At 70.3% G+C, this 25,041-nt stretch carries 24 protein-coding genes and 1 pseudogene; 15 read left to right on the top strand and 10 right to left on the bottom strand.

The features are described 5' to 3' along the window. The first annotated feature begins 25 nt into the window (after positions 1-25). The 3 genes from AB0K11_RS22890 to AB0K11_RS22880 all read left to right on the top strand — a co-directional run bounded on the left by AB0K11_RS22890 (position 26) and on the right by AB0K11_RS22880 (position 1,708). On the top strand, positions 26-613 hold the full coding sequence (locus AB0K11_RS22890) for a helix-turn-helix domain-containing protein (RefSeq protein WP_364982306.1): 588 nt from the start codon (positions 26-28) through the stop codon (positions 611-613). Positions 614-756: 143 nt separating this feature from the next. Next, a complete protein-coding gene (locus tag AB0K11_RS22885; RefSeq protein ID WP_364982303.1) occupies positions 757-1,011 on the top strand; it encodes a hypothetical protein in 255 nt (84 codons plus the stop codon). Between the two features lie 61 nt (positions 1,012-1,072). Then, positions 1,073-1,708 (top strand): methyltransferase domain-containing protein, encoded by a 636-nt coding sequence (locus AB0K11_RS22880; RefSeq protein WP_364982300.1) that lies wholly within the window; start codon positions 1,073-1,075, stop codon positions 1,706-1,708. 4 nt (positions 1,709-1,712) lie between these two features. On the opposite strand, the gene AB0K11_RS22875 is transcribed toward AB0K11_RS22880, so the two are convergent. The 6 genes from AB0K11_RS22875 to AB0K11_RS22850 all read right to left on the bottom strand — a co-directional run bounded on the left by AB0K11_RS22875 (position 1,713) and on the right by AB0K11_RS22850 (position 9,149). After that, positions 1,713-3,026 carry a DUF222 domain-containing protein gene (locus AB0K11_RS22875; protein ID WP_364982297.1) on the bottom strand — a complete coding sequence of 438 codons (1,314 nt, stop codon included), beginning with the start codon at positions 3,024-3,026 and terminating at the stop codon, positions 1,713-1,715. Positions 3,027-3,110: 84 nt separating this feature from the next. Continuing rightward, complete coding sequence (locus AB0K11_RS22870) at positions 3,111-3,335, bottom strand: hypothetical protein (protein ID WP_364982294.1); 225 nt, start codon at positions 3,333-3,335, stop codon at positions 3,111-3,113. A gap of 181 nt (positions 3,336-3,516) precedes the next feature. Next, complete coding sequence (locus tag AB0K11_RS22865) at positions 3,517-3,963, bottom strand: STAS domain-containing protein (protein WP_364982292.1); 447 nt, start codon at positions 3,961-3,963, stop codon at positions 3,517-3,519. A 144-nt stretch (positions 3,964-4,107) separates the two neighbouring features. Continuing rightward, complete coding sequence (locus AB0K11_RS22860) at positions 4,108-4,764, bottom strand: nitroreductase family protein (RefSeq protein ID WP_364983123.1); 657 nt, start codon at positions 4,762-4,764, stop codon at positions 4,108-4,110. A 69-nt stretch (positions 4,765-4,833) separates the two neighbouring features. Beyond that, positions 4,834-6,567 carry an ABC transporter ATP-binding protein gene (locus AB0K11_RS22855; RefSeq protein WP_364982289.1) on the bottom strand — a complete coding sequence of 578 codons (1,734 nt, stop codon included), beginning with the start codon at positions 6,565-6,567 and terminating at the stop codon, positions 4,834-4,836. Further along, positions 6,564-9,149, bottom strand: coding sequence for an ABC transporter ATP-binding protein/permease (locus tag AB0K11_RS22850; RefSeq protein ID WP_364982286.1), 2,586 nt, complete (start codon positions 9,147-9,149; stop codon positions 6,564-6,566). Before AB0K11_RS22850 ends, AB0K11_RS22855 begins: the two co-directional genes overlap by 4 nt. A 247-nt stretch (positions 9,150-9,396) precedes the next feature. Between AB0K11_RS22850 and AB0K11_RS22845 the strand changes: the two genes are divergently transcribed. Continuing rightward, positions 9,397-10,515, top strand: a complete 1,119-nt coding sequence (locus tag AB0K11_RS22845) for a GGDEF domain-containing protein (protein ID WP_364982283.1) — start codon at positions 9,397-9,399, stop codon at positions 10,513-10,515. Between the two features lie 10 nt (positions 10,516-10,525). On the opposite strand, the gene AB0K11_RS22840 is transcribed toward AB0K11_RS22845, so the two are convergent. Beyond that, on the bottom strand, positions 10,526-11,104 hold the full coding sequence (locus AB0K11_RS22840; protein WP_364982280.1) for a MarR family transcriptional regulator: 579 nt from the start codon (positions 11,102-11,104) through the stop codon (positions 10,526-10,528). Positions 11,105-11,471: 367 nt separating this feature from the next. Between AB0K11_RS22840 and AB0K11_RS22835 the strand changes: the two are divergent. The 4 genes and pseudogenes from AB0K11_RS22835 to AB0K11_RS22820 form a co-directional block, all read left to right on the top strand. Next, positions 11,472-12,593, top strand: a pseudogene (locus AB0K11_RS22835) (LLM class flavin-dependent oxidoreductase); the annotation flags it as partial. 21 nt (positions 12,594-12,614) lie between these two features. Next, a complete protein-coding gene (locus AB0K11_RS22830; RefSeq protein WP_364983120.1) occupies positions 12,615-13,787 on the top strand; it encodes a sulfotransferase in 1,173 nt (390 codons plus the stop codon). 2 nt (positions 13,788-13,789) lie between these two features. Continuing rightward, complete coding sequence (locus AB0K11_RS22825; protein WP_364982277.1) at positions 13,790-14,590, top strand: sugar phosphate isomerase/epimerase; 801 nt, start codon at positions 13,790-13,792, stop codon at positions 14,588-14,590. A gap of 5 nt (positions 14,591-14,595) precedes the next feature. Next, positions 14,596-15,831: a DUF1214 domain-containing protein gene (locus tag AB0K11_RS22820; RefSeq protein WP_364982274.1), complete on the top strand. Its 1,236-nt coding sequence runs from the start codon at positions 14,596-14,598 to the stop codon at positions 15,829-15,831. A 3-nt stretch (positions 15,832-15,834) separates the two neighbouring features. Here the strand turns inward: AB0K11_RS22820 and AB0K11_RS22815 are convergent, their stop codons facing one another. Further along, on the bottom strand, positions 15,835-16,725 hold the full coding sequence (locus AB0K11_RS22815) for an SDR family NAD(P)-dependent oxidoreductase (protein WP_364982271.1): 891 nt from the start codon (positions 16,723-16,725) through the stop codon (positions 15,835-15,837). 185 nt (positions 16,726-16,910) lie between these two features. On the opposite strand from AB0K11_RS22815, the gene AB0K11_RS22810 reads away from it, so the two are divergent. The 5 genes from AB0K11_RS22810 to AB0K11_RS22790 are packed head-to-tail and all read left to right on the top strand — an operon-like array spanning position 16,911 to position 21,434. Further along, entirely contained in the window at positions 16,911-17,354 is a 444-nt protein-coding gene (locus AB0K11_RS22810) for a nuclear transport factor 2 family protein (RefSeq protein WP_364982268.1), read from the top strand. Between the two features lie 41 nt (positions 17,355-17,395). After that, positions 17,396-18,529 carry a sulfotransferase gene (locus AB0K11_RS22805; protein ID WP_364983117.1) on the top strand — a complete coding sequence of 378 codons (1,134 nt, stop codon included), beginning with the start codon at positions 17,396-17,398 and terminating at the stop codon, positions 18,527-18,529. Next, positions 18,529-19,773, top strand: a complete 1,245-nt coding sequence (locus tag AB0K11_RS22800; RefSeq protein ID WP_364982265.1) for a hypothetical protein — start codon at positions 18,529-18,531, stop codon at positions 19,771-19,773. The genes AB0K11_RS22805 and AB0K11_RS22800 overlap by 1 nt, the downstream gene beginning before the upstream one ends. 1 nt (position 19,774) lies before the next feature. Beyond that, a complete protein-coding gene (locus AB0K11_RS22795) occupies positions 19,775-20,620 on the top strand; it encodes an oxidoreductase (RefSeq protein WP_364982262.1) in 846 nt (281 codons plus the stop codon). Next, a complete protein-coding gene (locus tag AB0K11_RS22790; protein ID WP_364982259.1) occupies positions 20,613-21,434 on the top strand; it encodes a mycofactocin-coupled SDR family oxidoreductase in 822 nt (273 codons plus the stop codon). Before AB0K11_RS22795 ends, AB0K11_RS22790 begins: the two co-directional genes overlap by 8 nt. Position 21,435: 1 nt before the next feature. Here the strand turns inward: AB0K11_RS22790 and AB0K11_RS22785 are convergent, their stop codons facing one another. Further along, the gene (locus tag AB0K11_RS22785) at positions 21,436-21,861 is read right to left on the bottom strand and encodes a MarR family winged helix-turn-helix transcriptional regulator (protein ID WP_364982256.1); all 426 of its coding nucleotides are present in this window, start codon (positions 21,859-21,861) and stop codon (positions 21,436-21,438) included. A gap of 51 nt (positions 21,862-21,912) precedes the next feature. Here AB0K11_RS22785 and AB0K11_RS22780 point away from each other — a divergent pair, with 51 nt between their 5' ends. Beyond that, complete coding sequence (locus AB0K11_RS22780; protein WP_364982253.1) at positions 21,913-22,527, top strand: TIGR03086 family metal-binding protein; 615 nt, start codon at positions 21,913-21,915, stop codon at positions 22,525-22,527. Positions 22,528-22,586: 59 nt separating this feature from the next. Here the strand turns inward: AB0K11_RS22780 and AB0K11_RS22775 are convergent, their stop codons facing one another. Beyond that, positions 22,587-23,555: a ferritin-like domain-containing protein gene (locus AB0K11_RS22775; protein ID WP_364982250.1), complete on the bottom strand. Its 969-nt coding sequence runs from the start codon at positions 23,553-23,555 to the stop codon at positions 22,587-22,589. Positions 23,556-23,767: 212 nt separating this feature from the next. Between AB0K11_RS22775 and lipE the strand changes: the two genes are divergently transcribed. Continuing rightward, entirely contained in the window at positions 23,768-25,036 is a 1,269-nt protein-coding gene (lipE, locus tag AB0K11_RS22770; RefSeq protein ID WP_364982247.1) for a lipase LipE, read from the top strand. Positions 25,037-25,041 lie beyond the last annotated feature (5 nt).

Raw genomic sequence — 25,041 nt, 5'->3', positions numbered from 1 at the left:
AATGGGAGCGCGCTACCATTTGAATGTGGCGCGCACAGCTCACCAACGGTCGGACGCGTTCGCGAACGTCAGCAGGATCATCGCCGCCGCGCGCGAGATCTTCGCGCGCGACGGCACTTCCGCGACCCTGAGCCAGGTGGCCAAGGCCGCGGGCGTCGGCAACGCGACGCTGTACCGGCATTTCCCGAACCGCCGCGCGCTGGCCGCCGCGGTGTACGAGGACATCGTCGTCAATGACATCCGGCCGACGATCACCGCGCTGGGCGACAACGCGCCGCGCGAGGCGTTCATCGACGCGCTGGCCCGTCTCGAGGACGCGATGTTCGAGCAGCGGCCGCTGCTCGCCTCGATGGGTGATCTGGCCGAGCTGACCGTCGACCTGTTCACCCGCGACCGCGAGCAGTTCGAGGCGATGATCGCGCACGCCAAGGAGTCCGGACTGCTGCGGGCGGACCTGACCGCGGACGACGTGGTCAACTTCGTCGCGATGGTGACCACCGCGTCGGTGGCGATGAACCAGCCGAAGGCGGTGCGCCGGCGCTACCTGAGCCTGATGTTCGACGCGTTCAGCGCCCAGGGCGCGCAGGCCTTGCCCACGCCTCCTCTGCGTTGACTTTGCATTGAGGGCGTCCTCCACTCGCACTTCTGCACTCCCATCGCAAAGTCAACGCGAGAAGTCGGCCAGGCGCGGTGAACCTTTTCGCGTCCCACCTCGTAGAGCCTTCTGAACAGTCACAACGAATGGAAGGCACGACCATGAGGACCCACCTGTTGATCTCCGCCGGTATCGCCGCGGCGGCTTGCGCGACGATCCTTGCACCGACGGCGGCGGCCGCCGGACCGGCGGGGCATTCCATTGCCACCTTCGAGACCCACGGGGCCGAATGCGCCGGTACCGATCGAAACCCGCGGAGGCAGGCCGGTTTCGTCCTGCGTGACGAGGACGGGAAGAACCCGTTCGCGGTGGCCGACTCCCGCAGGGTCGCCCTCAAGGCGGACTGCTCACGTTGACCAAGCGCCCACAGGCCGCCTCGGTACTGTGGAGCGTCGAGGCGATTCGGAGGCGATACACGTGGCGGCGGAAACGCGCAGGGGACTGAACGACGCGATCACACGATTCTGGAGTGTGGCCGCGCCCTTGTACGACCAGCAGCTCCTGCAACGCCTGGTGTACCGCCCCGCGCAGAACGAGGTGGTCGACCGGCTGCGCACCCACGGCGCCCGGCGGATAGCCGACATTGCATGCGGCACAGGTATTCTCACTGATCGCATCCAGCGCGAGCTCGGGCCCGACGAAATCTATGGCGTCGACATGTCCGACGGGATGCTCGAGCAGGCACACGCCCGGTCGGCGAAGGTCGACTGGCGCAAGGGACCGGCCGAGCGGTTGCCGTTCGACGACGGTGCGCTCGACGCGGTCGTCACCACTTCGGCGTTCCACTTCTTCGACCAGCCGGCCGCCCTGCGCGAGTTCCATCGCGTGCTCGCGCCCGGCGGGCTGGTCGCCGTCACCACGATCAATCCGAATCTGCCGGCGCCCTTCGACCGGCTGACGCTGGGCCGCCGCAGTCCGGCGCACAACCCGTCGCCCGCGCAGATGCGCACGCTGTTCACCGACGCCGGATTCACCCTCGTCGACCAGCACCGGGTCCGGCGTCCGGGATGGACCCAGCTGGTGTCCGACATGATCACCGTCGGCGGCCGGTAGCCGGTCACGTTCGACGTGGGCGATATCGTCCCGGGTCTGGGTGCAGCCGGTTCTTGAGTAGCGCCGCGCCGCAGGTGATCCGCTGTTGCGGGCGCTTGACCAGGATGTCGAGTTTCCCCGGCGCCGGCGGCGCGGTGGAGCGGTAGCGGCCCCCGCTGGGGGTGACGAACTGCGCGGTGTGCACGCCGTCGACCTCGCCGGTGCTGACCTGCCAGCCCGGGGCCTCCTTGTCGTAGTTGCACCGCGCGCAGTCCCCCAGGGCGTTCACCGCGCTCGTCGCCCCACCCCGGTGATGCGGGTGGGCGTGGTCGTGGTGGCGGATCGGGGCATCGCAATACGGCGTACGGCACCGCTGATCACGCAGATCGATGAACCGCGCCAGGGCTTTCGGGAAACACCGCGACCGCGACTCCATCGCCACCAACGCCCCCGACGCCGGCCGCGCATAGAGCCGGCGCAACGCCGCCACACCCGCACCCGCGGCATCAGCCACCATCTGCCGCGCGATCTGCGCCGGGACCGGGCCATAGCCCTGCAGGTGCGCCGGCTCGCCATCCCCACCCAGCAGCGCCCGATCCGACATCACCAGATCCACGGTCACCGGCACCGGTGTCGCTGCGCTGCGACCGGTGACCCGCTCATAGAGGGTGTCGGCCATCACCTGGCCGCGGCTGCGCTCATCGAAGGTGGTGTCGGCCGCATTCTTGAGCGCGGCGTACACCGCCACCCCTTGGGCCATCGGCAGCAGCGCGCTCACGTACGCCATGACATCGGGGGCGGGCCGGATCGTCACCGTCCGCTCGGTGACCGCCTTTGCGGCGCGGTCGACCACCGCCTGCGCATCCAACCGGTAGGCGATCTTCTTCGCCTCGGCCTCGATCCGGCCGTCACCCAGGCCCTCCAACGCCGCCAGGTCGCCGCACATCTCGGCGTCCAACTGCTGGCGGTGCTCGACCGACAGGCACGCCGACTCCCGCACGATCAGCGTCGCCCGCCACTCGGTGAGCACCCCGCACTCCAACGCCGCCAGCGTGCACGGCATCTCATGCACCAATGCCCGGGCGACACCCAGATGCCGCCCACCCTGATTCGGCGACGCCCGTCGGGCCAACGCGATCTCCCCGGCCAACCCCCGACCCCGCTTCGCCGCCGGCACCCCCTGGGCGGCTTCGCGGGCCCGGCGCATCGCATCGAGTTCAGCGGCGACCCGGGCCTGCCCGGCGGCGCAGGCGGCCTTGGCCGTCTCCAACTCCGCCAACCGGGCATGCAGCCGGGCTTCGTCAGCCCCGAACGGCACCGCCGACAACTCTTCGAACATGTGTGCGAGTGTACGAGCGCCCACTGACATGCCCGTTGCATCACGACCGTGGAGCGGGCCCCACGCGGTGAATCCGAGCGACCCTCAGCGCGGACCCAGCGTCTTCTCGAACATGCACTGGAAGTCTTCGGGCGGACAGCCGTACTTGGTGGGGTCCGGGACGCCCGCGCACCCGGATCCGTCCGTTGTGGGGAACTGACCCTCGGGACACTGGCCGGGGGGCTGTGCGCTCGCGACCGGCGTGGTGAGCAGCCCGAAAGCCGCTATGCCCGCCGCCGCGGCGAGGACTGCCGGGATTCTCCTACCCACGGAAATTCTGTCTCGGTTCATGATCGATCCCACTCTTTGCTGCCGGAACCCGCTGCCCCAGGATGCGAGAACGATAACCGCATGTTCACGCTGTTCTGACCGAGAATGGTGATCGGCGATCGCGTTAGTTGCGTTTGCCATGATCGCCATCTGCCGATGTCAGTACGGACGACGACAGCCCTCAGCCCCGTCCCATCGCCAGGCGGTGACAGCGAGCCAGGCAGTCCAGCCGCGACTCTGCGGCGGCCAGGTCTTCGACCAGCGGTAATTCGTTGTTCGGGTCGAGGATCTGCAGCAGCCTCCGTACGGCCTGGCTGCCGACCAGGGCCCAGTCCACGTCGGACCGCGCACAGTGCACCCCGATGTAGTACAGGGCCCGGAAGCCCTGACAGCCGAAGAATTCGACGTTGCTCAGGTCCAGGACGAGCTGGGTGGAGATGCCGGTGTGCCGCTCGACGAATCGGCCCAACGCCCGGCCGTTGGTGGCGTCGATCTCGCCGTCGACGGTCACCACCACGCGGGCCGGTGAATGGCGACGCATCGCGAGGGCGGCCCTGCCGGTGAATTCGACACCGTCATCGGGACTGCGCGGCTCGACCGCATGATGGTCATCGGCAGTGCTCAGCATGGCGCACCTTCCACGCGGAACGGGGGGTCGCTTCGTTCTCGACCGGAAAGTACTACGGATTCCGCATCAGCGGCTAGAGATCGCCCGAATACTCAATATCGTTTCGGCCAAGATCGATTCGTGCATGCATTCATGATCAGAAGCTTAACCAGACTCAGCATTCGCCTGCCGGGCGACGGAATCCGCACCGCCGATGATCTCGCCCGCGGAGGCGTCCCAGTGGTCGAGGTTCACCACGGTCTCCAGCGGTCGCCTACGCACCGGGCCGTGCCTGCCCTTGGGCCACCCGACCACCACGTGGCCGGCCAGCAGCCAGTCCTCGGGCACCCCGACCGCCCCGCGCAGCAGCTGTTCACCGCCGTATGACGCCCAGCTGGTCGGGCAGGCGCCCAGGCCCTGCGCGCGCGCCGCGAGCAGGAAGTTCTGCATGGCCGGGAAGATCGAGCCACCCAGCAGCAGCTCCGACGCGGTCGGGTAATGCTGCTGGGCGAACAGCACCGAGGTGAATTCGCCTGCCCGGTCGTGCAACTCGTAGAGCGCGCGATTGTCGCGGGCGCGCCGGCTGAGGTCGTCCGCTGCCGGGCGGGTGATCCCGTAGACCGGTTCGATGACGGCGAGCGCCTGCGCGGCGGCCTCGGCCACCACCGCCCGCTGCCGCTCCGACCGCAGCACCACGAACCGCCAGCCCTGGGCGTTGGCCCCCGAGGGCGCGCAGCGCGCGGCGTCCAGGCACCGGGTCAGCGTGGCGTCGTCCACCGGATCGGCGGTGAACCGCCGGATCGACCTGGCGGTCGACAGCACCTCCCAGACGTCACTGCTGGTGTCCGCCACACATGCCTCCCCGAGTCGTCGCGACGAGGTCCGGCGAAGTCAGGCGTGGATGCGCCAGTCCGCGGCGTCGCGCTGCTGGCGCCAGAACTCCTCGAACCGGCCGCCGGCTGAAAGTAGTTCGTCGATACTGCCATCCTCGACGACGCGGCCGCCGTCCAGGAACAGCACGCGGTCGGCGTGGCGGATGCTGGCCAGCCGGTGCGCGACGATCACCTTGGTGCGCGGCCGTACATCGGCCGTGAGCGCGTCGACGATCGCCGCCTCGTTCTCGTTGTCCAGCGCGCTGGTGGCCTCGTCGACGAGCAGCACCGGCGACTTCTTGAGCAGCGCACGGGCGATGCTCACCCGCTGGCGCTCGCCACCGGACAGTGCGGTGCCCGCCTCGCCGACGCGGGTGGCATCGCCGTCGGGCAGCCGTCCGGTCAGTTCGTCGACCCGGGCCAGCGCCGTCGCGCGCGCCAGCTCGCCGGCGTCCGCGGCGGGATCACCGGCCAGCACGTTCTCCCGGATGGTGCCGTTGAACAGGTACGGCTGCTGGAACACCACACTCGCGGCGGCGCGACGGCTCTCGGCGTCAAGGCCTGCCGCGTCGACACCGTCGATCAGCACCCGACCCGACACCGGTTCGTGCAGTCCGGCGATCAGCGCCAGGATCGTGCTCTTGCCCGAACCCGACGGCCCGACGATCGCGGTGGTGGCGCCCGGCTCGAGCGTGAAGCTGACGCCGTCGAGCACGGGGGTGTCCCCGTAGCCGAAGCTGACGTCGGAGAACGTGATCCGGGGCGGCGCCGACGATTCGGGCAGCGTGCCGGTGCCCGCCCGCAGGGTCGGCGCCGTGATCACCGCGCGGATGTGGTCGAGGGTGGCGCGGATCGTCTCGAGTGCGGGCGCCAGCTCGCTCAGCGTGGTGAACGGCTCCAGGTAACGGGCGATGACGACGATCAGCGCGACGGCCTCCGGCACCGAGAGCGCACCGTTCACGGTCAGCACGGTGGTCACGCCTGCGAGCAGGATGAGCGCCAGCTGACTGGCGATGCTGAACAGCAGCTGCCCGGGCACCTGCATGAGCAGCAGCCGCATGGTCGCCCCGTGCTGGGTGGCCAGCGCCTCGCCGACGTGGCTGCGGGCGGGCTCGACGCGGCGCGCGGCGCGCAACGCCTGCTGGGTGCGGGCGAACTCGATGAGCCGTTCGGTCAGCGCGCTGTTGGACTCCCCGGCCACCCGGTCGGCCTGCCGGCTCAGCCGGCCCGATGCCCCCATCGCCGCCAGCAGCACCACCACTCCGGCCAACGCCGCGGCGCCGAGCTGCCACGGCGCGACCGCGAACAGTGCCAGCGCGACCGCCAGCGGCAGCAGCACCGCGTTGAGCAGCGGGGTCAGCAGGTTGACGACGAGGCCCACCAGGTCCGGCCCGGTCGCCGCGATGGCCTGCCGTGCGGTGGCGGTGTTCTCGGCGTCGAACCAGTCCAGCCGCACCGCGGGCAGCCGGTCGGCGACGTCGTGCTGGGTGCGGTCGAGGACGGCGAAGCCCAGGTCGAAACCGATCCGCGCGGTCGCGCCGTCCACCGCCCAGCCCACCAGGGTCGCCAGGGTCAGCCAGCCGAGCCACGGCAGCGCGTCCGCCGGGGTGTCGCCGAACAGCGCGGCGATCAGCGGCACCAGCAGCACCGCGGCGACGGCCCGCAGAACGACCGATATCAGCGCGAGTACCGCATAGAGCGCCACCCTTGGCGTGCGGTCGACCGGGATGAGCCGGATCAGGGTCGGGATCATCGCGTCGCCTCCTGTGCGCTCGCCACGGCGCCCTCGCCGGGCCGGGCGGTGTCCCAGAGCCGCCGGTAGAGACCGTCGGCGGCCAGCAGCTCGTCGTGGGTGCCGCGTTCGGCGATGCGGCCGTCGTCGAGGACGACGATCTGGTCGGCGCCGGTGACGGTGTGCAGCCGGTGGGCGATCACCAGCACGGTGCGGTCACTGGTCAGCCGGTTGAGCGCCTGCTGCACCAGGTACTCCGACTCGGGGTCGGCGAACGCGGTGGCCTCGTCGAGGATCAGCACCGGGGTGTCGGCGACGATCGCCCTGGCGATGGTGAGCCGCTGCCGCTCACCGCCGGACAACCCGCTGGCGGCGCCGAGCACGGTGTCGTAGCCGTCCGGCAGCCGCAGCACCCGGTCATGGATCTGGGCCTGCTCGGCCGCCGCGTGCACCCGCTCCGGCGGTGAGTCCGGCTCGGCCAGCGCGATGTTCTCGGCGACGGTGCCGTGCACCAGCTGGGTCTCCTGCAACACGAAGCCCACCCGCCGGTACAGCTCGTCGGCGCTCAGCGACCGGACGTCCCTGCCGTCGACCAGTATCGCGCCGTCGGCGACGTCGTGGAAGCGTGCCAGCAGCGCGGCCAGCGTCGACTTGCCCGAGCCCGACGGCCCGACCAGCGCGGTGACCGTGCCCGGCCGCAGCGTCAGCGAGACGTCCTTGATCACCGGCACCCCGGGGCGGTAGCCGAAGGTGACGCGGTCGAATTCGACGATGCCGCTCCGGTTGTCGTCATGCGGGGCGGCGTCGTCGCGCACGTCGAGTTCGGGCTCGTCGAGCGTGTTCTGCAGCCGCCGCGCGGCGAGCACGCCGGTCCGGATGCCGCCCAGCCCGTAGGCGATGTTGAGCAGCCGGGAACCGAAGGTGGTGCCCAGCAACAGGAACGGCAGCAGATTCACCGGGTCCATCGACCCCGCGACGACGAGCAGCGTGCCGGTGACGGCGATCAGCCACAGGAACGTCGCGGGCCGGGTCGCGATGTCCATCGTCGTCTTCTTGCCGACGAAGGGCCGCTGCCAGTCGTTGAGGAACGCGATGTACTCGTCGAGCCGGGCACGGAAGCTCGACGCCGCGGCGCCACCGAACACCCGCACCACCGGCTGACCCTCGAGGTAGGCGCCGGCCTCGCCGTTCATCCGCTCCACCCACTTGGCCGACTGCGGGATCTTCGGTCCGGACTGCACCGTCATCGTCGACGTCAGCACCATCCACACCAGCACCGGGACGAACAGCACCAGCGCGATCCGCCAGTCCACGACGAACAGGTACACCAGCACGGCGACCGGCGACACCGCCGCGGCGACGGCATCCGGAATGGCATGCGTGACAAGGTAATGCAGGGCCAGGGTGTCGTCCTGCACCAGCTGCTTGATGGAGCCGGAGCCGCGGGCGGTGAACCAGCCGAGCGGTAGCCGGGCCATCTTGGTCAGCAGCCGGCCGCGCAGTTCCCGGGCGAACCGGGCGTCGAGCGCGTGCAGCCACAGCGTCAGCGCGGCGCCGAGCACGGTGCCGACGCCCAGCAGTGTCAGCGCGGTAAACGCCAGTGTCCACAAACGGGATTCGTCGGCAGCGGTCAGGAGCAGCCGGGCGAGTTCCACCAGCAGCACGAAGGGCGCCAGTTGAACGAGCGTGATCACCGCCTGCAGCACCCCGCAGACGATCAGCGGTGTCTTCAGTGGCGCCAGCAGCCTGCCCGCCGCCTGCGACCGCCAGCTGCCCTGTGGCGCCGCGGGAGCGGGCGCCGGGGCCTCGGCGGCGGGCACGGGTGTCACGGCGGGCGCGGCGGTCTGTTGCTCGTCACCACCGCGTTGCCTGCCCATCGCCTTGCCCGCGTTCCAGTACGCCTGGGCGTGGATCTCGGACTTGGGAAAGCCGAACTCCTTCAACCGGTTCCGCACATGCTTGAGGGTGTTGGCCTCGGGCGTCGCCCAGGCGTACCAGTTCGACCAGTCACGGATCTCGAGCGCCTCGGCCAGCGACTTCTCGTCGCGGCGGGCCACCCGGTGCAGGCGCAGCCGCGGGTGCTCGGTGATCGGGATCAGCGGGTCGTGTTCGTCGTGCTGCTCGAGGTACAGCTCGATGGGCACCTCGGCGTCGATCGCGCCGATGATGCCGTTGATGCCGGGGATCGAGGCCGCGTCGCCGATCAGCAGGTAGCCCGCGGGCGGTTCCTCGGGCAGATCGAAGCGCGTCGACCCCATCAGCGCCATCACCTCGATGGTCGCGCCGGGTTGCACGGTCTTCGCCCACGTCGACGCGGGACCCGCCGGTTCGTGCAGCACGACGTCGACCGCGAAACGGCCGCTGTCGGCGTCGGCCTCCGACAGCGTGTAGCCGCGCTGGAACTCCGAATCGGACCCGTCAGGGTCGGGGAACCAGAACCGCAGCCACGCCGCGGGTTCGGGCACCACATCTTCGAAGACGGTCGGCGACTCCATCCGGATCCGCACGAAGTGCGGTGCGATCCGTTCGGTCCCGATCACCGTGGCGGTGTGGTCGCGCGCGCCGAACCCCTTCATCATGGCGCCCTGGAAACCGCGTGCCATCAGGTGTCCTCTCCCGCGGCACGTCGCCACGCCATCGTCGGCCGAGCATTCGGGTGGGCGGAGTCCGGTCCGGGCGTTCCACACCAGCCGGTTCGCGCAAAGCTGTCACCACAAACTAAGGGTCCCCTAACCGGCAGTCAACACGTCCGTCGGCAATCGACCGATAATGAAAAAGCCGTCGACGGCGATAGGGACAATGGGTGTGCGGCCGGGGGCGCGGACAGTTCGGACGGAAGATGACGCGGAGATGACGGCGTCGAAGCGAGTGGGTCCCGGGGACCATTACTACTGGCTGACGGCGATCCTGGCGGCGCGCGGAGCGCAGGTGCGCACCTGTCGCGTCATCGCGGGCTCCGTCGTCGTCGCCGGTGCGTTGCCGCTGGCGCTCACGGGAAGCTCGATCGGGCCGCAGACCGGGCGCGACCGGGTGATCGCCGCTGCCGTCGCGGCGACGTGCCTGGTCGTCGGACTGTCGTGGCTGCGCCGCCGCTGGCCGAGTCGCACCGAATCGGCGGCCAGCGTCGTCATCGGCACGGTGGCGGTCATCGCGGGGTGCCTGATCCAACCGGTTCCGCTGGTGGGGCTGCTCGGGGCGACGAACTTCGCGATCATCGCGGCCTACGTCGCGTTCTTCCACTCGCTGCGACTGCTGTTCGTGGTGTGGACGGGCATGGCCGCCACGCTGCTGACGCTCGCCCTGCGGATGACCGCCGACGCCACGCTGGCGGTCGTCGGCGCGGCGCTGGTGGTGACGGTCAACGTGGTGGTGGTCTACACCTGCCGGACCGCCAGCCGGCTGATCGTCGACGACATCGACCAGGACGAGATCGAGCCGCTCACCGGCCTGCTGAATCGCGACGCCTTCGGGCTGCGGGCGGCGACGCTGCTGGCGTCGCGCAGCCGCGACGACGACCGCTACTTCGTGATCGTCGTCGTCAGCATCGACAGCTTCTCGCTCCGGGTCGACGTCGGCGGCGTGCACGTCGGCGACCAGGTACGGGTCGCCGTCGGCCAGACGATGCGCGAGAACGTCCGGCAGAACGCGGTGGTCGCCCACATGCTGACCGGCGAGGCCGACGCCGAGTTCCTGATCGCCGACACGTTCACCACCGCCGATGCGTCGCCGCTGGTGGAGCGGCTGCGCGGAGCGATCACCACCACCCCGTCAGGCCTGACGGCGAGCATCGGGGTGGTCAGCACACCGCTGCGGCCCTTGACGCGGCATCCACCCGACGAGGTGCTCGACGAGGTGATCGGCATTGCATGCGCGGCCATGCGGCAGGCGCGCGTCGACGGCGGCAATCAGGCCCGGTATGTGCGCAACCCACCGCTGCGGGTGCTGGGCGAGCCGAACGCGCGCGACTGAGGCGACGCGCTCAGACAGTGTCCTCGCACATCAGCGCCGCGTTGATCCGCCTGCAGTTCTCGGCCATGGCCGCGGTCTGCGGCCGGGACAGCTGCTGCAGGTAATGCTCACGGATCGCCTCGCCGTAGGTGAGCATCGCCTCCTCGAGCAGGGCAGTGCCCTTCTCGGTGATGGTGGCCAGCACGCTACGGCCGTCCTTCTCGCTGGGCATCCGCTTGGCAAGGCCCTTGTCCTCGAGCCGGCCCACCTGGCGGCTGATCCGGCTGGCCGACACCACGAGCGCGTCGGCGAGGTCCCCCATCCTCGCCGAGCCGGTGTCGGACTTCTGCAGCCGCTGCAGCAGCCGCAGGTCGGACAGCCCCACCTGGTGCGCGTCGGACAGCACCCGGTTGAGCCGGGCCGTCAGCCGAAGCGACGCGTCGAGGAAGTTCTGCCACGAACGCAGCTCCCCGATGTCGAGTCCCGGCACCTCGCTGGCGGTGCGTCCGCCGATGGTCCGCTGTTCAAGCGGTCGCGGCCCCCCGAACTGGCCGATCAGGCTCGGCCGGTGCTCCCCGCCGATCCGACGCTCCTCCGTCTGCTGGATCATGCTTTCCCCTCCCCCTTCGTGACGCGACTGTCTATTCGCCGCGCCGCACGTGTCCCTTGTCGCCAAGTCTCGACGCGCAACGGGGGTGAAGGAATCGGGGGTTTCCCTAACGTTGACACCCGCACCCTGTGACCCCTGCGACAGACGGTGCCGGCACCACCCGGATCGTCCTGCTGCAGCCGGGCGTCGGGACGGCGGTACGGCGAGCAACCGGGCGAAATCGACGCCGGCGTCAACGCACAGCAACGTCGGCCTACGTAGCTCACCCGGGCCCCTGGCGACCTCAACGCGGGAAGTTGCCGCGGCGAGAGGGTCACGGCTCGTATGCTGTGCGAGTGCTCAACAGCCCGCATGCAAGCGCCCCGCGATGAAGGTGCAACCGGCCGCGTTCCTGCGCACCACGCTCCCGCTCGGGCTGGATCAGCTCGGCGCGTACGACTCCGGCCGGTACCACTCGATCTGGATTCCCGACCACATGGTCAGCTTCTGGCCGGACGCGATCTGGACACCGGAATTCACCGACCTGGCGACCGCCTCGCCGTCGCCCCACCAGAATCTGGACGCCATGGCTGTCGCCGCCGCGGCGGCCGTGCTCACCGAGCGCACCCCGCTGGCCACCAGCGTCGTCGACACGGTGCGCAGGCACCCGGCGCTGCTCGCCCAGACGGCCCTCACCCTCGACCACCTCTCGAACGGCCGCTTCATCCTCGGCCTCGGATCCGGTGAACTCGAGAACATCGTGCCCTACGGCTTCGACTTCGCCCGTCCCGTCAGCCGTCTCGAGGAGTCGATCCGGGTGATCAGACTGCTGTGGGACAGCGAGGGCCCCGTCGACTTCCGCGGCGAGTTCTACCGCCTCGACCACGCCCGCCTCGATACCGCCCACGTCGACGGCCGCTGCCCGCCGCTGTGGATCGGCGCCGCCGGACCCCGCATGCTCGAGCTCACCGGCCGGTACGCCGACGGCTGGTGGCCGATGGGCGCCTACACGCCCGAGGACTACGCCGCCAAGCTCGCCGCCGTGCGGTCCGCCGCCGACCGCGCCGGCCGCGACCCGATGGCGATCGTGCCCGCGCTGACGCAGATCTGCCTGATCGGCGACGACGACGAGATCGCCGAGATGCTGCGTGCGCCGTTGGTGAAGTCGATCCTGCTGCTGCTGACCGCGGCGGATCTGCGAGCCTTCGGACACCGGCATCCGATGGGCGAGAACTGGCGCGGAGTACAGGATTTCGATCCGGTGAAGCTGTCGCGGGAGAACCTCCTGCGGTTCTGCGACGAGGTGGACACCCAGGCCATCCGCGACATCTTCCCGTGCGGCAGCCCGCGTGAGGTGGCTCAGCGGCTCAAGGACTTCGCCGACGCAGGCATGCGGGTGTTCAAGCTGATGGAGTACGGCGGCATGGCCGGGCTGGCCTACAGCGCCGCGTCGGCGGGCAAGGTCCGCGAGACCGAGGACCTGCTGCTCGCGCTGCTCGACGATCCCGCGGCCGCCCCGGCACCGATCACGCTGTCGCGCAACGCACTCGACGCGGAGGAACTGCTCGGCGCGGCGTGCCGGGACACCGGTCTGACCGACTGGGGCGACGACACCCTGCCCGCGCGATTCGCCGTGGCAGTGGACCACCTCAACGCCGCGGGCCTCGACGACGCCGGACGGCGGCAGGCCACCGAGGTGTGCCGGTGGCTGCTCACGTCGCGACTGGAGTTCTTCGAGGACCGCCAACGCCATCCGATCGCCGACGAGGTGATCGACCGACCGCTGTTCGTCACCGGCGAACCCCGCTCCGGCACGACGCTGATGCACGCGCTGATGTCGGTGGATCCTGCCGCCCGCGCGCTGAGGTTCTGGGAGGTGATGTACCCGTCGCCGCCGCCGGGACTCGCCGGCCCCGACGATCCCCGCCGGGCCCGCGCCGACGAGGACTGGCGGGAGATCAACGCCAAGCTGCCCAAGTGGCTGCACAGCCATCCGTACAACGACATGCTCGGCGACGGGCTGCCCGAGGACGAGCGGACGTGGGCGTTCGACTTCCGGGTGATGACGCCGACGGCCTGGTGGCGGGTGCCGATGAAGACACTCGCGGCCGGGCTTCCCACCGACGCTGCAGCGCAGTACCGCATCCACCGCGCCATGCTGCAGCAGCTTCAGTACGGCGGGCCGCCGCAGCAGTGGGTGTGCAAGGGCTTTCACGGCTTCCGGCTCGCCGAGTTCTTCGACGCCTATCCCGATGCCCGGCTGGTCTGGCTGCACCGCGATCCGGTGCAGGTGGCGGCGTCGCGCACGATGATGATGGCCGACATCGCCGACGGGCTCGTCGGCCCGGTGGATCTCGCCGCCGAGGCGAAGTTCCACCTGGAGATGACGCGGGCGAGCACCGCCAACACCATGACCAACCCGCTCGCCGCCGATCCGCGCATCCACCACGTCCGCTATGTGGACTTCGTCGCCGACCCCGTTGCCACCGTGCGCGACTGCTACGGGTTCGCCGGCCGCGAGCTGTCCGCCGAGGCCGAAGCGGCGATGCGTGACTACCTGGCGACGAACAAGGGCGACCGGCACGGCAAGTTCCGGTACTCCACCACGGTGCTCACCGACATCGGCGAGGACCTCGACGCGCTGCACGAGGAGTTCCGCCCGTTCCGGGAACGCTTCGGGGTGCCCATCGAAAAGCGTTCCTAGCCGTGCATTCCCGCGTCAGCCTGCACCAGGTGGCGTTCCTCGGCCGGCCGACCGAGGTGTTCGTCGAGCACTGCCGGTCCCTGGAAATCCAGCACATGACGCTGGTCAGCCAGGCGTTCCCACTGTCCGCCGAGGCGTGGCGCGCGGTGCGTCGCGGCGGGCCGCGGGTCACCACGGTGAACCACGTCTTCGCCGTCCATCCGGACATCGAACGCGACAGTGGCGAGGCGGGCCGCCGGCTGCTGGAGGTCGTCGACGTCGCCGCGGAACTCGGCGCCGAGCGGTTGTATCTGCTGACCGGCGGCCGCGGCGGGCTGACGTGGGAGCGGGCCGCCGACCGGCTCGCCGATCTGCTCGGCCCGGGCCGGGAGGCCGCCGAAGCCGCGGGGGTGCGGCTGCTGGTGGAGAACGCCTCGCCGTTCAACGCCGACATCCACATGGCCCACACGCTGTCCGACACGATCGCGCTGGCCGAGCGCGCGGACATCGGGGTGTGTGTCGACCTGCACGCCTGCTGGATGGAGGCGGGGCTGCGCGGGCTCATCGAGCGCGCCGCGCCGCACACCGGCCTGGTTCAGGTCAGCGACTACGTGCTCGGTGACCGGAGCGCACCGTGCCGGGCGGTACCCGGCGACGGGACCATCGACCTGCCGGGGATCCTGGGCGACGTGCTGGCGACGGGCTACGGCGGCGTCTTCGACATCGAACTGGTGGGACCGCGCATCGACGCCGAGGGCGCCGCGCCTGCCACCGCACGTGCGGCGCACCACCTGTCCGCCCTGTTGACGCGCCTGGGAGCCTGAACATCGTGGCCTTCCGCGACGGACCCGCCGACGACGCACTCGACCAGGCGTGGCGCGACTTCTGCGACCGGCTGAAAGACGCAGGGGCGCAGGCGTTCAAGGACGTCAACCCGGCGGCACCGGTACAGCGCGCCGATGCCTTCCGCTTCCTCACCCAGAACCTCGGGCAGGCCTTCGACCTGGCGCTGGAGACCCGCGACCCGGCGTACCCCCAGCTGCACCCGTTCTGTACGCCGACCCGCAAGCTCGGCGGCGACGTCGCCGACTTCACCTACCGTCAGGCCTGGATCGACGGCTCCCACACCTACCGGCTCACCGGCGCCCGCGGCACCGCGCGGTGGCTGAACATCACGGTGCAGGGACCGCGGCCGGACACCATCCCCGGCACCGACTGGCCGTCGCTGCACGAACCCTTCGGCGACATCCCGGAGGCCAACTTGTTCGGCCACCAGATCGTCACCGACGCCGACGGTCGATTCGAGGTGTACGTCGGCGGGCCGCAACGTCCGCAGAACTGGCTGCCGACCACCGCGGGCAGCCGGAAGCTGTTCGTGCGCGAGGCGTTCGACGCCTGGTACGAGACACCGACGACGCTGACGATCGAACGGGTGGGCATGACCGGCCCGCCGGCACCGCCGTTGGCCGACCGGATGGTCGAGGCGTTCGGCTGGGCAGCCGACTTCCTCACCGGCGCGATGCGCGACTGGCCCGAGCATTCGTGGCGGTACTCCGGTGGCGTGTGTGACCCGTTGCAGCTCAACCGGTTTCCCGCCGACCGGTCCGCGGACTCCGACGCCGACGCCAAGCGCGGCCGGGTCGCCGCGCACATGGTGTGGCGGCTGGCGCCCGACGAGGCACTGATCGTGGAGATGGACGCCCACGACGGATTCTGGGTGTTCGGCATGGGCGGCGTGTTCGGCTCGAGCATGGACTTCCTGCACCGCCCGGTCAGCTACACCCCGGCACGTACGGCGGTCGACGCCGACGGGGTGGTGCGGCTGGTGCTGTCGCACGACGACCCGCTGGTACACAACTGGCTTGACACACAGGGCTTCTCGGACGGAAACCTCACCTACCGCAACCTGGCCAGCCGGCATGCCGCGGTGTTCCGCACCCGGCTGGTGCCGCGGGCAGACCTGCTCGACGCCCTGCCGCCCGGTACCGCGATGGTGACGCCGGAGCAGCGCACCGCCCAGCTGCAGGACCGCTACCGCAGCGTGAAGCTGCGCTACGGCATCTGAGAATCACACGGGCAGCGTGGTGTTCGTCTCCTGCTCGGCGAATTCGAACACCCGCCTGGCCGCGGCGTAGTCACAGACGGCCTCGCTGCGGCCGATCAGGACGGGCCCGCCCGTCAGGCCCATCCGGCCCGCCACTCCGACGTAGCTGCCCGGCGGGATGGGCTCGCTGATGCAGTAGAGCGTCGGCGCCGCGCCTGCGTCGATGTCGTTGGCCAGCCGGTCGGCCACCCCCTTGACCACCTTGTGCGCCACCGCCATCAGCGGCTTGTCCGACACCTGGGAGATGTTCGACGCCACCCAGCCCGGATCGGTCAGCTGGCTGACCACCGGCGACTTCGCCGCCCGCAACCGCCGGTCCAGTTCGAGGCCCCACAGCATCACGGCCATCTTCGAGCGGGCGTAGGCGCCCATCACGGTCCACTTGTTGGTGCGCAGATGCATGTCGTCGAGGCGCAGGGTCGCATTGCGGTGCGCATTCGACCCGACGGTGATGATCTGCGACGTCACCCGGTCGAACAGCAGGTTCGTCAGGGCGAACGGTCCGAGCAGGTTGGTGCCGATCGTTCCCTCGAAGCCGTCGACGGTGTCGGTTCGGGCCTGGGTGAGGGCCCCGGCGTTGTTGATCAGGATGTCGATCTCGCCGTCGAGGTCGGCGCAGAACGCCCGCACCGAAGCCTGGTCGGCGAGGTCCACCTTGCGGACCTCGGTGGAGCCGCCGATCTCCGCGGCGCGCTGCGCGCCGAGTTCGGTGTTGCGGACCGCCATGATGACGTGCGCCCCCGCCGCGGCCAGCGCCCGTGCCGTGCCCAGGCCCACCCCGTTGGTGGCTCCGGTGACGACGATGCGTTTGCCGGTCAGGTTGCCGAGTCGGCTCGGCGCCCACGGTGTGGTCACGGTGTGAGGGTAGCCCGGTGCGGCACCGCGCCGGACCGGCCCCGGCCGTTGACACCGATGTTCACTGCTGGTTAGTTGACTAGAGCCAGTAGTACGGCTGGCCATGACGGCCTCCGTGGCCGGATTGCGGGGTCGCCCTTGCGCCAGAACGCCGTTCGCACACCGTTCACCACGGGGCATTCCGCATGACCGACAGCGCACGCGAAATCGAGAACCTGATCTACTCCTATGCCGAGCGGATCGACGCCGGCGATCTCGGCGCGGTCGCCGACCTGTTCGCGCACGGCCGGATCTGCGGGGTGGAGAACGGCCCGCCGGAGACGGTGTTCGAGGGCACGGTCCGGGTGCGGCAGATGTACGACATGGCGACCCGGCTCCACGACGACGGCACCCCGAAGACCCACCACCACACCACGAACGTGCGGATCGAGGTCGACGAGGCCGCGGGCAGCGCCGCGGCCCGGTCGTGCTACCTGGTCACGCAGGCCACACCCGACCTGCCGCTGCAGGTCATCGTCACCGGTCGCTACCACGACACGTTCCACCGGGTGGACGGGCGCTGGTGGTTCGACTCCCGCACCATGTTCGTCGACCAGGTCGGCGACATGAGTCACCACCTCAAGTGGTGACCGGCACCGCGCAGACCTCCGCGTTCGACGTCGCGGCGGTGATGTCCGCCGCCCAGCAGAAGGAGGGCCTGCAGGACTGGGGCCCGGTGCCGTTCGCCGAGCCGCTGGCCGTCCTGCTCGACGACTACGCGGCCGCCGATCTCAACGACATCGGCGTGCACATCCTGCGCGCGGGCATCGTGCACAGCCTGCGGATGCGGCTGCGCTCCCAGGAGTGGATCCGCAGATACCCGGAGATCCTCGACGAGGTGATCGCCGCCCCGATCGTGGTGGTCGGCATGATGCGCAGCGGCACCACGCTGCTGCAGCGGCTGCTGGCCGCCGATCCCCGCCTGCACTGCGCGTACGGCTGGGAGGTGGTCGAGGTGGCGCCGCGGCTCGACCACGACTGGTCGGGGCCCGACCCGCGGATCGCCATCAGCGAAACGCGCGAGGCCAGGTCGCGCGAGCTCGCGCCGGACCTGTTCGCGATCCACCCGATGTACGCGCGGGAACCGGAGGAGGAGATCGTCTTCCTGTCCGACGCATTCCTCTCCCACGTGCCCGAGTCCGGTGCGCACGTGCCGCGGTACCGGTCGTGGATCGACACGCAGGACTTCGCGCCGGCGTACGAGTACCTGCACCGCATGCTGCAGTTCCTGCAGTGGCAGAAACGGCACGCCGGGACCGCCGCCCGGCGTTGGGTGCTCAAGTCGCCGGCCCACCTCGGTTACCTCGACGCCCTGCGCGCACGGTTCCCCGATCTGCACGTGGTGCACATGCACCGGGATCCCCGCGAGACCGTCGCCTCGGGCGCCAGCCTCAACGCGACGCTGCACGCGATGCACGCCGACACCGTCGACCGGCACCGCGTCGGCGCACAGTGGTTGCAGCGGATGGGCTGGACCGCCGACCGGGCCATGGCCGTACGCACGCAGTGGCCCGCCGCCCTGGTCACCGACATCGCCTACGCCGACGCGGTCGCCGATCCGATCGCAGCCGTCGCGCGGGTGTACGACGCCATCGGCCTGGCACTCACCGCCGAGGCCGAGGCGGCCATGCGCCGGTGGCTCGTCGAACGGCCGCGCGCGCCGCAACGCCCGGCCTATGCGCTGCAGGACTACGGCCTCACCGAGTCAGAGGTCGACGACCGCTTCGCGGCCTACAACTCCCGCTTCCGACACCCGAGGACGTGATGACCGACCACCCCGTCGCCACCGCCGCGCAGCACGAGCACGAACTGGCCGCCCTCGAGCTCACCGAACATCCGACCGTGCGCGCCGCCTACACCTCGGTCGCGGAGAACTGGCTGTCGCGCGCCAAGCCGTCGGACACCATGCGGGAGCGCTTCGACGCCGCGTTCGCCGAGGTGATGTTCTCCGCGGCGGTGTGGTCGTCCAATCAGGACCCGCTGCGGCCCGAGGTCACCTGCATCACCCGGCTGGCGCACCCGGTGGCCGGGCGCACCATCCCCGGAACACGCTGGGGCATCGACAATCCCGACAGCATCTACCGGGTGATCCCGATCAGCGGCGACGAACGCTACGAGATCCGCGGACGCGTCGGCGAACACCGGATGACCGAGAACTACTTCACGCTGTGGGACGCGAACATGGGCACCGTCGACGTGCTCAACGGCCGCACCATGGAGGTGGAGTCCGACGGGTCGTTCACCATCACCGTGGACTCCGAACCCGCGAACGGCAGACCCAACCACGTGCGCTCCACGCCGGAGGCGCACGAGTTCTACATCCGCGACGTGCTGCTCGACTGGGGCCGCGACGACCCGAACCACCTCACGGTCGAGCGCCTCGGCGGGCCGCCCGCGGGGCCGGCTCGCACCGTCGACGAACAGGCCGAGGCCACCGCGGCGATGATGGCGCACTTCGCGAACTTCACCGGCAAGCTCAGCCACGGCGTGTACAAGATGCCTGCCAACCACTTCGACCTGGCGTGGTCGGCGGACCGGGCGGGTGCGATGCGCAATCAGGTCTACGTGATGGGCCGGTTCGATCTGCGACCCGACGAGGCGTTCGTCGTGGACGTCGACGACGGCGGCGCGGAGTACTTCACCGTGCCGCTGAGCAACGTCTGGGGCACCACCCTCGAGATCGTCGATCGCACAGGCAGTCTCAACAAGGCGCAGTCGCATCCGGGGGACGGCGGCGGCTACACCTACGTCATCTCCGCCACCGATCCGGGGACCCGCAACTGGATCGACACCGACGGCCTGGGTGAGGGCATCCTGACGCTGCGGATGGCCGAGTTCGGGCCGGACGGCCCGCGCGAGGACCTTGGCGCGCGGGGCCGGGTGGTCAAGCTCGACGACCTGGACGCCGAGGTGCCCGGACTCGACCGGGTGACAACGCAGGAACGCGCCGGGGAACTGGCGGCACGGCGGGCGGCGTATCTGCGGCGCCTGCCGGAAGGGACGGTCTGACGTGGCGCGCTGGCTCATCACCGGGTGCTCGACCGGTATCGGACGCGAGATCGCCCGCGTCGCACTGGAGAACGGTCACAGCGTGGTGGTGACGGCGCGGCGCGCCGAGGCCGTCGGGGACTTCGCCGAGACCTTCGGTGAGCGCGCCGTGCCGGTAGCCCTGGACGTGACGGACAAGGGTCAGATCGCCGCCGCGGTGGCCGCCGCCGACGATGCGTTCGGCGGGGTGGACGTATTGGTGAACAACGCCGGCTACGGCTACATGTCCGCCGTCGAGGAGGGCGATGACGCCGAGGTGCGGAAGCTGTTCGACACCAACTACTTCGGCGCGGTCGACATGATCAAGGCGGTGCTGCCGCAGATGCGGGCCCGCCGGGGCGGTCACATCGTCAACATCTCGTCGATGACCGGGCTGGTGGCCAACCCGCCCAATGCGTACTACTCGTCGACCAAGTTCGCCCTCGAGGCGCTCACCGAGGCGCTGGCCGCCGAGGTCAAGCCACTGGGCATCAAGGTGTGCGCGATCGAGCCGGGCGCCTTCCGCACCGACTGGGCGGCCCGGTCGATGAAGGAGTCCGCCACTCCCGTCGACGATTACGCCGAACACGTCGGCGCACGCAAGACGCTGATCAAGCAGTTCGCCAACGACCTGCCCGGTGACCCGCGCAAGGTCGCCGAGGCGGTGCTGATGCTCACCACCCTCGACGATCCGCCGCTGCGGCTGCTGCTCGGCCGCGACGTGCTCAAGGCCACCCGCGACAAGCTGGCCGCGATGTCGGCCTCGATCGAGGAGTGGAAACCGGTCACCAAGGACGTGAACTTCCCCAGCCCGGACAACGATGGCTGAGCGGGGTCTGGACGGCCGGGTCGCCCTCGTCACCGGCGCGGCGCGGGGGCTGGGCCGCGCGTACGCGGTCGCGCTGGCGGCCGCGGGCGCCGACGTCATCGCGCTCGACGCCTGCGCGGAGTTCGACTCGACCGACTACCCCGGGTCGACACCCGAGGACCTCGTCGCGACGGTCGGTGAGGTCGAGGCCCAGGGCAGGCGAATCCTCGCCCGGCAGGCCGACGTTCGCGACGGCGGCGCCGTCCGCGCGGTGGTCGACGAGGGCGTCGACCTGTTCGGCCGCCTGGACATCGTCATCGCGAACGCCGGCATCATCCGGCTGACCTCCGGCGAGGACCGCGAGCGGATCTTCCGCGACGTCGTCGACGTCAACCTGGTCGGGGTGTGGAACACGGTCGAGGCCGCCATCCCCGCCCTGCTCGCCGGTGGCCGGGGCGGCTCGGTGGTGCTGGCCTCCTCGACGGCGGGCATCAAGGCGTCCGGCACCGACCGGCCCGGCCTGCAGGGCTACTCGGCGTCCAAGCGCGCCCTGGTCGCGCTGATGCAGGGCTGGGCGAGTCAGCTTGCACCGCAGTCGATCCGGGTCAACACCATTCACCCCAGCGGCGTGGCCACCGACATGATCCTCAACGAGACCACGATGGCGCTCTCCGAGGCGGCCGACCCGTGGCTGCTGAGCCAGCAGAATGCGCTGCCCATCCCGTTGCTGCAACCGGCCGACGTGGCCGGTGCGGTGGCATGGCTGGTGTCCGACGCGGCGGCGTTCATCACCGGCACCGAGTGGAAGCTGGACGCGGGCTTCCTGACGCGCTGAGTCACGGGCGGCGCGACAACCGGTCCAGCGCCCGCAGGAAGACGCGGCGGTCGGCGTCCGGCAGTTGGCCGAGCAGACTCTCCTCGCCCTGCTGGATCTCGTGCTGCGCGGCGTCCTTGACGGTGCGGCCGGACTCGGTGATCGCCAGCAGCCGCACGCGGCGGTCGGCCGGATCGGGCCTGCGTTCGATGTGGCCCTGCGCCTGCAGTTCGTCGAGGGTCGCGATGATCCGGGTCTTGTCCGCCCCGATGGCCTCGGCGAGGGCCGCCTGGGTGCGTATCGGCGACTCGTCGAGGGTGACCAGCACGCTGTAGCCCCACATGGAGAGGCCGTGTGCCTCGAGCACCGGACGCTCGGCCGCGATCGCGTCGCGCACCAGCGGCGCCAGCATCGCCGCGAGGTCGCGCCGCCTCGACCGTCCCGCCACGGCGCGAGTATAGGCATTGCCATATCGTACGCATGCGCATACGATCTGCATATGCTTACTGATACCGATTTCCGTCCCCTGCACCGCCGCGCCGTGCTCGCATCCGTTGACGTCGTCGCAGCGGTCACCCCCGACCGTCTCGATCTGCCCACCCCGTGCGGCGACTGGACGCTGCGCCACCTGCTCGCGCACATGACGGTTCAGCACCACGGATTCGCCGCGGCGGCGCGTGGCGCCGGGGCGGACCTGCAGATCTGGGATCCCGACCGCGTCGCCGCCGCCGTCGACGCCGACCCGGTGGGGACCTACACCGAAGCGGCCGAGGACCTGCTCGCGGCGTTCGGCGCCGACGGTGTGCTCGACGCGTCGTTCACCCTGCCCGAATTCGGCACCGACGCGGTGTTCCCCGGGCCGGTGGCGATCGCCATGCACTTCGTCGACTACGCGGTGCACGGCTGGGACGTGGCGCGCAGCCTGGGCCGGCCCCTCGCACTCGGCGACGACGTGGTGGCCGCGGCGTTGTCCGTCGCGCGGATCGTGCCCGACGACGAGTCGCGCGCCGCCGCCGGGGCGCCGTTCGGTCCGGCGGCCCACGCCGGCGGCCGCGCCACCGACCTCGACCTTCTGGTCGCCCACCTCGGCCGGTCACCGCGCTGGCCGAACTGACCCCTCAGACATGCGAAAACCCCGGCGACCGTGGCCGCCGGGGCTGTACTTCGCGTGGCTCAGTTGCTGATGCCCACGATCTCCTTGGCGATGTCGGCGACGCGCGTCTGCGCGGCGGACACGACGCTCGCCCGGTTCTTGTGGGCCTCCTCGTAGTGGATGATCGCCCGGATGTCGGCGGCATCCTCGAGGTCCTTCACCGCGGCCACGGCCTGGCTCACGTTGAGGTCCTCGTAGTCCGCGATCGGCAGTTCGGACGCGTCCAGCACACCGGTGGCCGACCGGGCGGAGTGCAGCGCGTCGGCCGCGTCGTCGGCGCCTTCCTGGCGGGTGACCCGCTCGGCGGCGTTCAGCGCGGCGTCGCGCGACGCGCTGATCGTCTTGGCGGCGATCTCACCGGCGTTGACGCCCCGGTTGCGCAGCTCGTTGAGCGCCGGCGGCACCGAGCGCACGGAATCAAGCGCACGGTCGATACCGCGGGTGGTCCAGGTCACCGGCACGTTGACCAGCTTGACGGTCGCTCCGGCGAACGCCTGGACCGGCGTGCGACGCAGTGCGGCGGGTCCGCCCAGCGCGTCCTCGGCGAGAACGGTGGTGAGCCAGTCGACGGTCGCCGCGTGTGCGGTGATCAGCCGGGTGGCCAGGTTCTCGACGTCCTTGTTGCGGGCCGCGACGGCCAGCGCCTTCGTGTAGCGGGCCCGGTCGAGCAACTGGTGCTCGAGCGCCAGGTCGCCCAGCAGCGCCTCGTCGAACGGCTGCGCCTGCTCGGTGAGCGCCTTGACGGCAGCCGCGGCACGACCCAGGAACGGGCCGATCACGTCGGGGAAGCCGCCGAGGTCGCGGATGGTCTGCTCGATGGCCTCGGCACGCTCACGCCCGTTCGACGCGTTCTGAGTGAGCTCAGTGCGGACGGCCTCGGTACGGGCCTGCGCGACCCGGGTCTCGGCCACCTGGATCTCGGTGGACGTGAGGTCGAGCAGCGTGCGCAACTGTGCGAGCAAGGTGGTGGTCTCTGCGGTAGTAGTCATATGGTTAGCCCCTTTGGCGTTGACGGTGTTCTGTCGGCGCCGTTTGCACCTGCCCATTGGGCTACCCGGTGTTGCGGGAGCGTTAAAACCAGCCGCGGTGTTGCATATGTCACTATCTCGCCGACACCCGCGTCGCCGCTTGTCAGAGGTCGAAAGCTGTTGTAGCCGAGCGACGAATTCATCCGCCGGAGAGGTGCGGTTAGCCTGTCGACGTGGCCGAATCGCAGCTCGAAGCACCCGCCGACGGCCGGATCCGTGTCCCGGCCGATCTGGACGCGGTCACCACCGCCGGCGCCGAAGACCACTCCGGCATCGACCCGGCGGCCGTCGAGCGGATCTGGGCCGCGGTCCGGTACTGGTACACCGCCGGGATGCATCCCGCGATCCAGCTGTGCCTGCGTCACAACGGCAGGATCGTGCTGAACCGGGCCATCGGTCACGGCTGGGGCAACGCTCCCGACGACCCGCCGGACACCGAGAAGGTGCCCGTCACCCCCGACACGCCGTTCTGCGCGTACTCCGCCGCCAAGTTCGTCACCACCACGGTGGTGCACATGCTCGTCGAGCGTGGCGTGCTGTCCCTCGACGACCGGGTGTGCGACCACCTCCCCGAGTACACCGGCCACGGCAAGGAACGCACCACGATCCGGCACGTCATGACGCACAGCGCAGGCGTTCCCATCTACATCGGCCCCCGCGTCGACCTCAAACGCATGGACGACAGCGAGTACACCCGTCAGATGCTCGGGAGCCTGCGTCCGCTGCACCGCCCTGGGCTGGTGCACATCTATCACGGACTCACGTGGGGACCGTTGATCCGGGAGATCGTCGGCGCGGCCGCCGGACGGAACATCCGCGACATCCTGGCCACCGACATCCTCGATCCGCTGGGCTTCCGGTGGACCAATTTCGGCGTCGCACCGCAGGACGTCCCGCAAGTCGCGCCGAGCCACGCGACGGGCGTTCCGTTGCCCGCGGCAATGCAGAAGGTCTTCCAATTGGCCACTGGCGGACCGCTGCACAAGATTATCCCGTTCTCGAACAGCCCGCAGTACCTGACCAGCGTGCTGCCGTCGTCCAACACGGTCTCCACCGCCGACGAGCTGTCCCGGTTCGCCGAGCTGCTGCGTCGCGGCGGCGAACTCGACGGCGTTCGGGTGACGGCGCCCGAAACCGTGTACGCGGCCACCCGGCCGTGCCGGCGGCTGCGACCGGACGTCGCGGTCGGGCTGATGCCGCTGCGCTGGGGCACCGGGTACATGCTCGGGTCGAAGCGCTTCGGCCCGTTCGGCCGCAACGCCCCGGCGGCGTTCGGCAACCTCGGCCTGACCAACGTCGCGGTGTGGGCCGACCCGGAGCGCGGACTCGCGGCCGGACTCATCAGCAGCGGTAAACCGGGGCAACACCGCGAGGCCAACCGCTACACCGCACTGATGGACCGCATCGCCGAGGAGATCCCGCGCAGCGGCATTCGAAGGTAACAATT

Origin of the sequence: Mycobacterium sp. NPDC050551, from assembly GCF_040674075.1 — a bacterium.
In the GTDB taxonomy this organism is placed as follows: Bacteria; Actinomycetota; Actinomycetes; order Mycobacteriales; family Mycobacteriaceae; genus Mycobacterium.
This window is presented reverse-complemented; position numbering and strand designations above follow the sequence as displayed.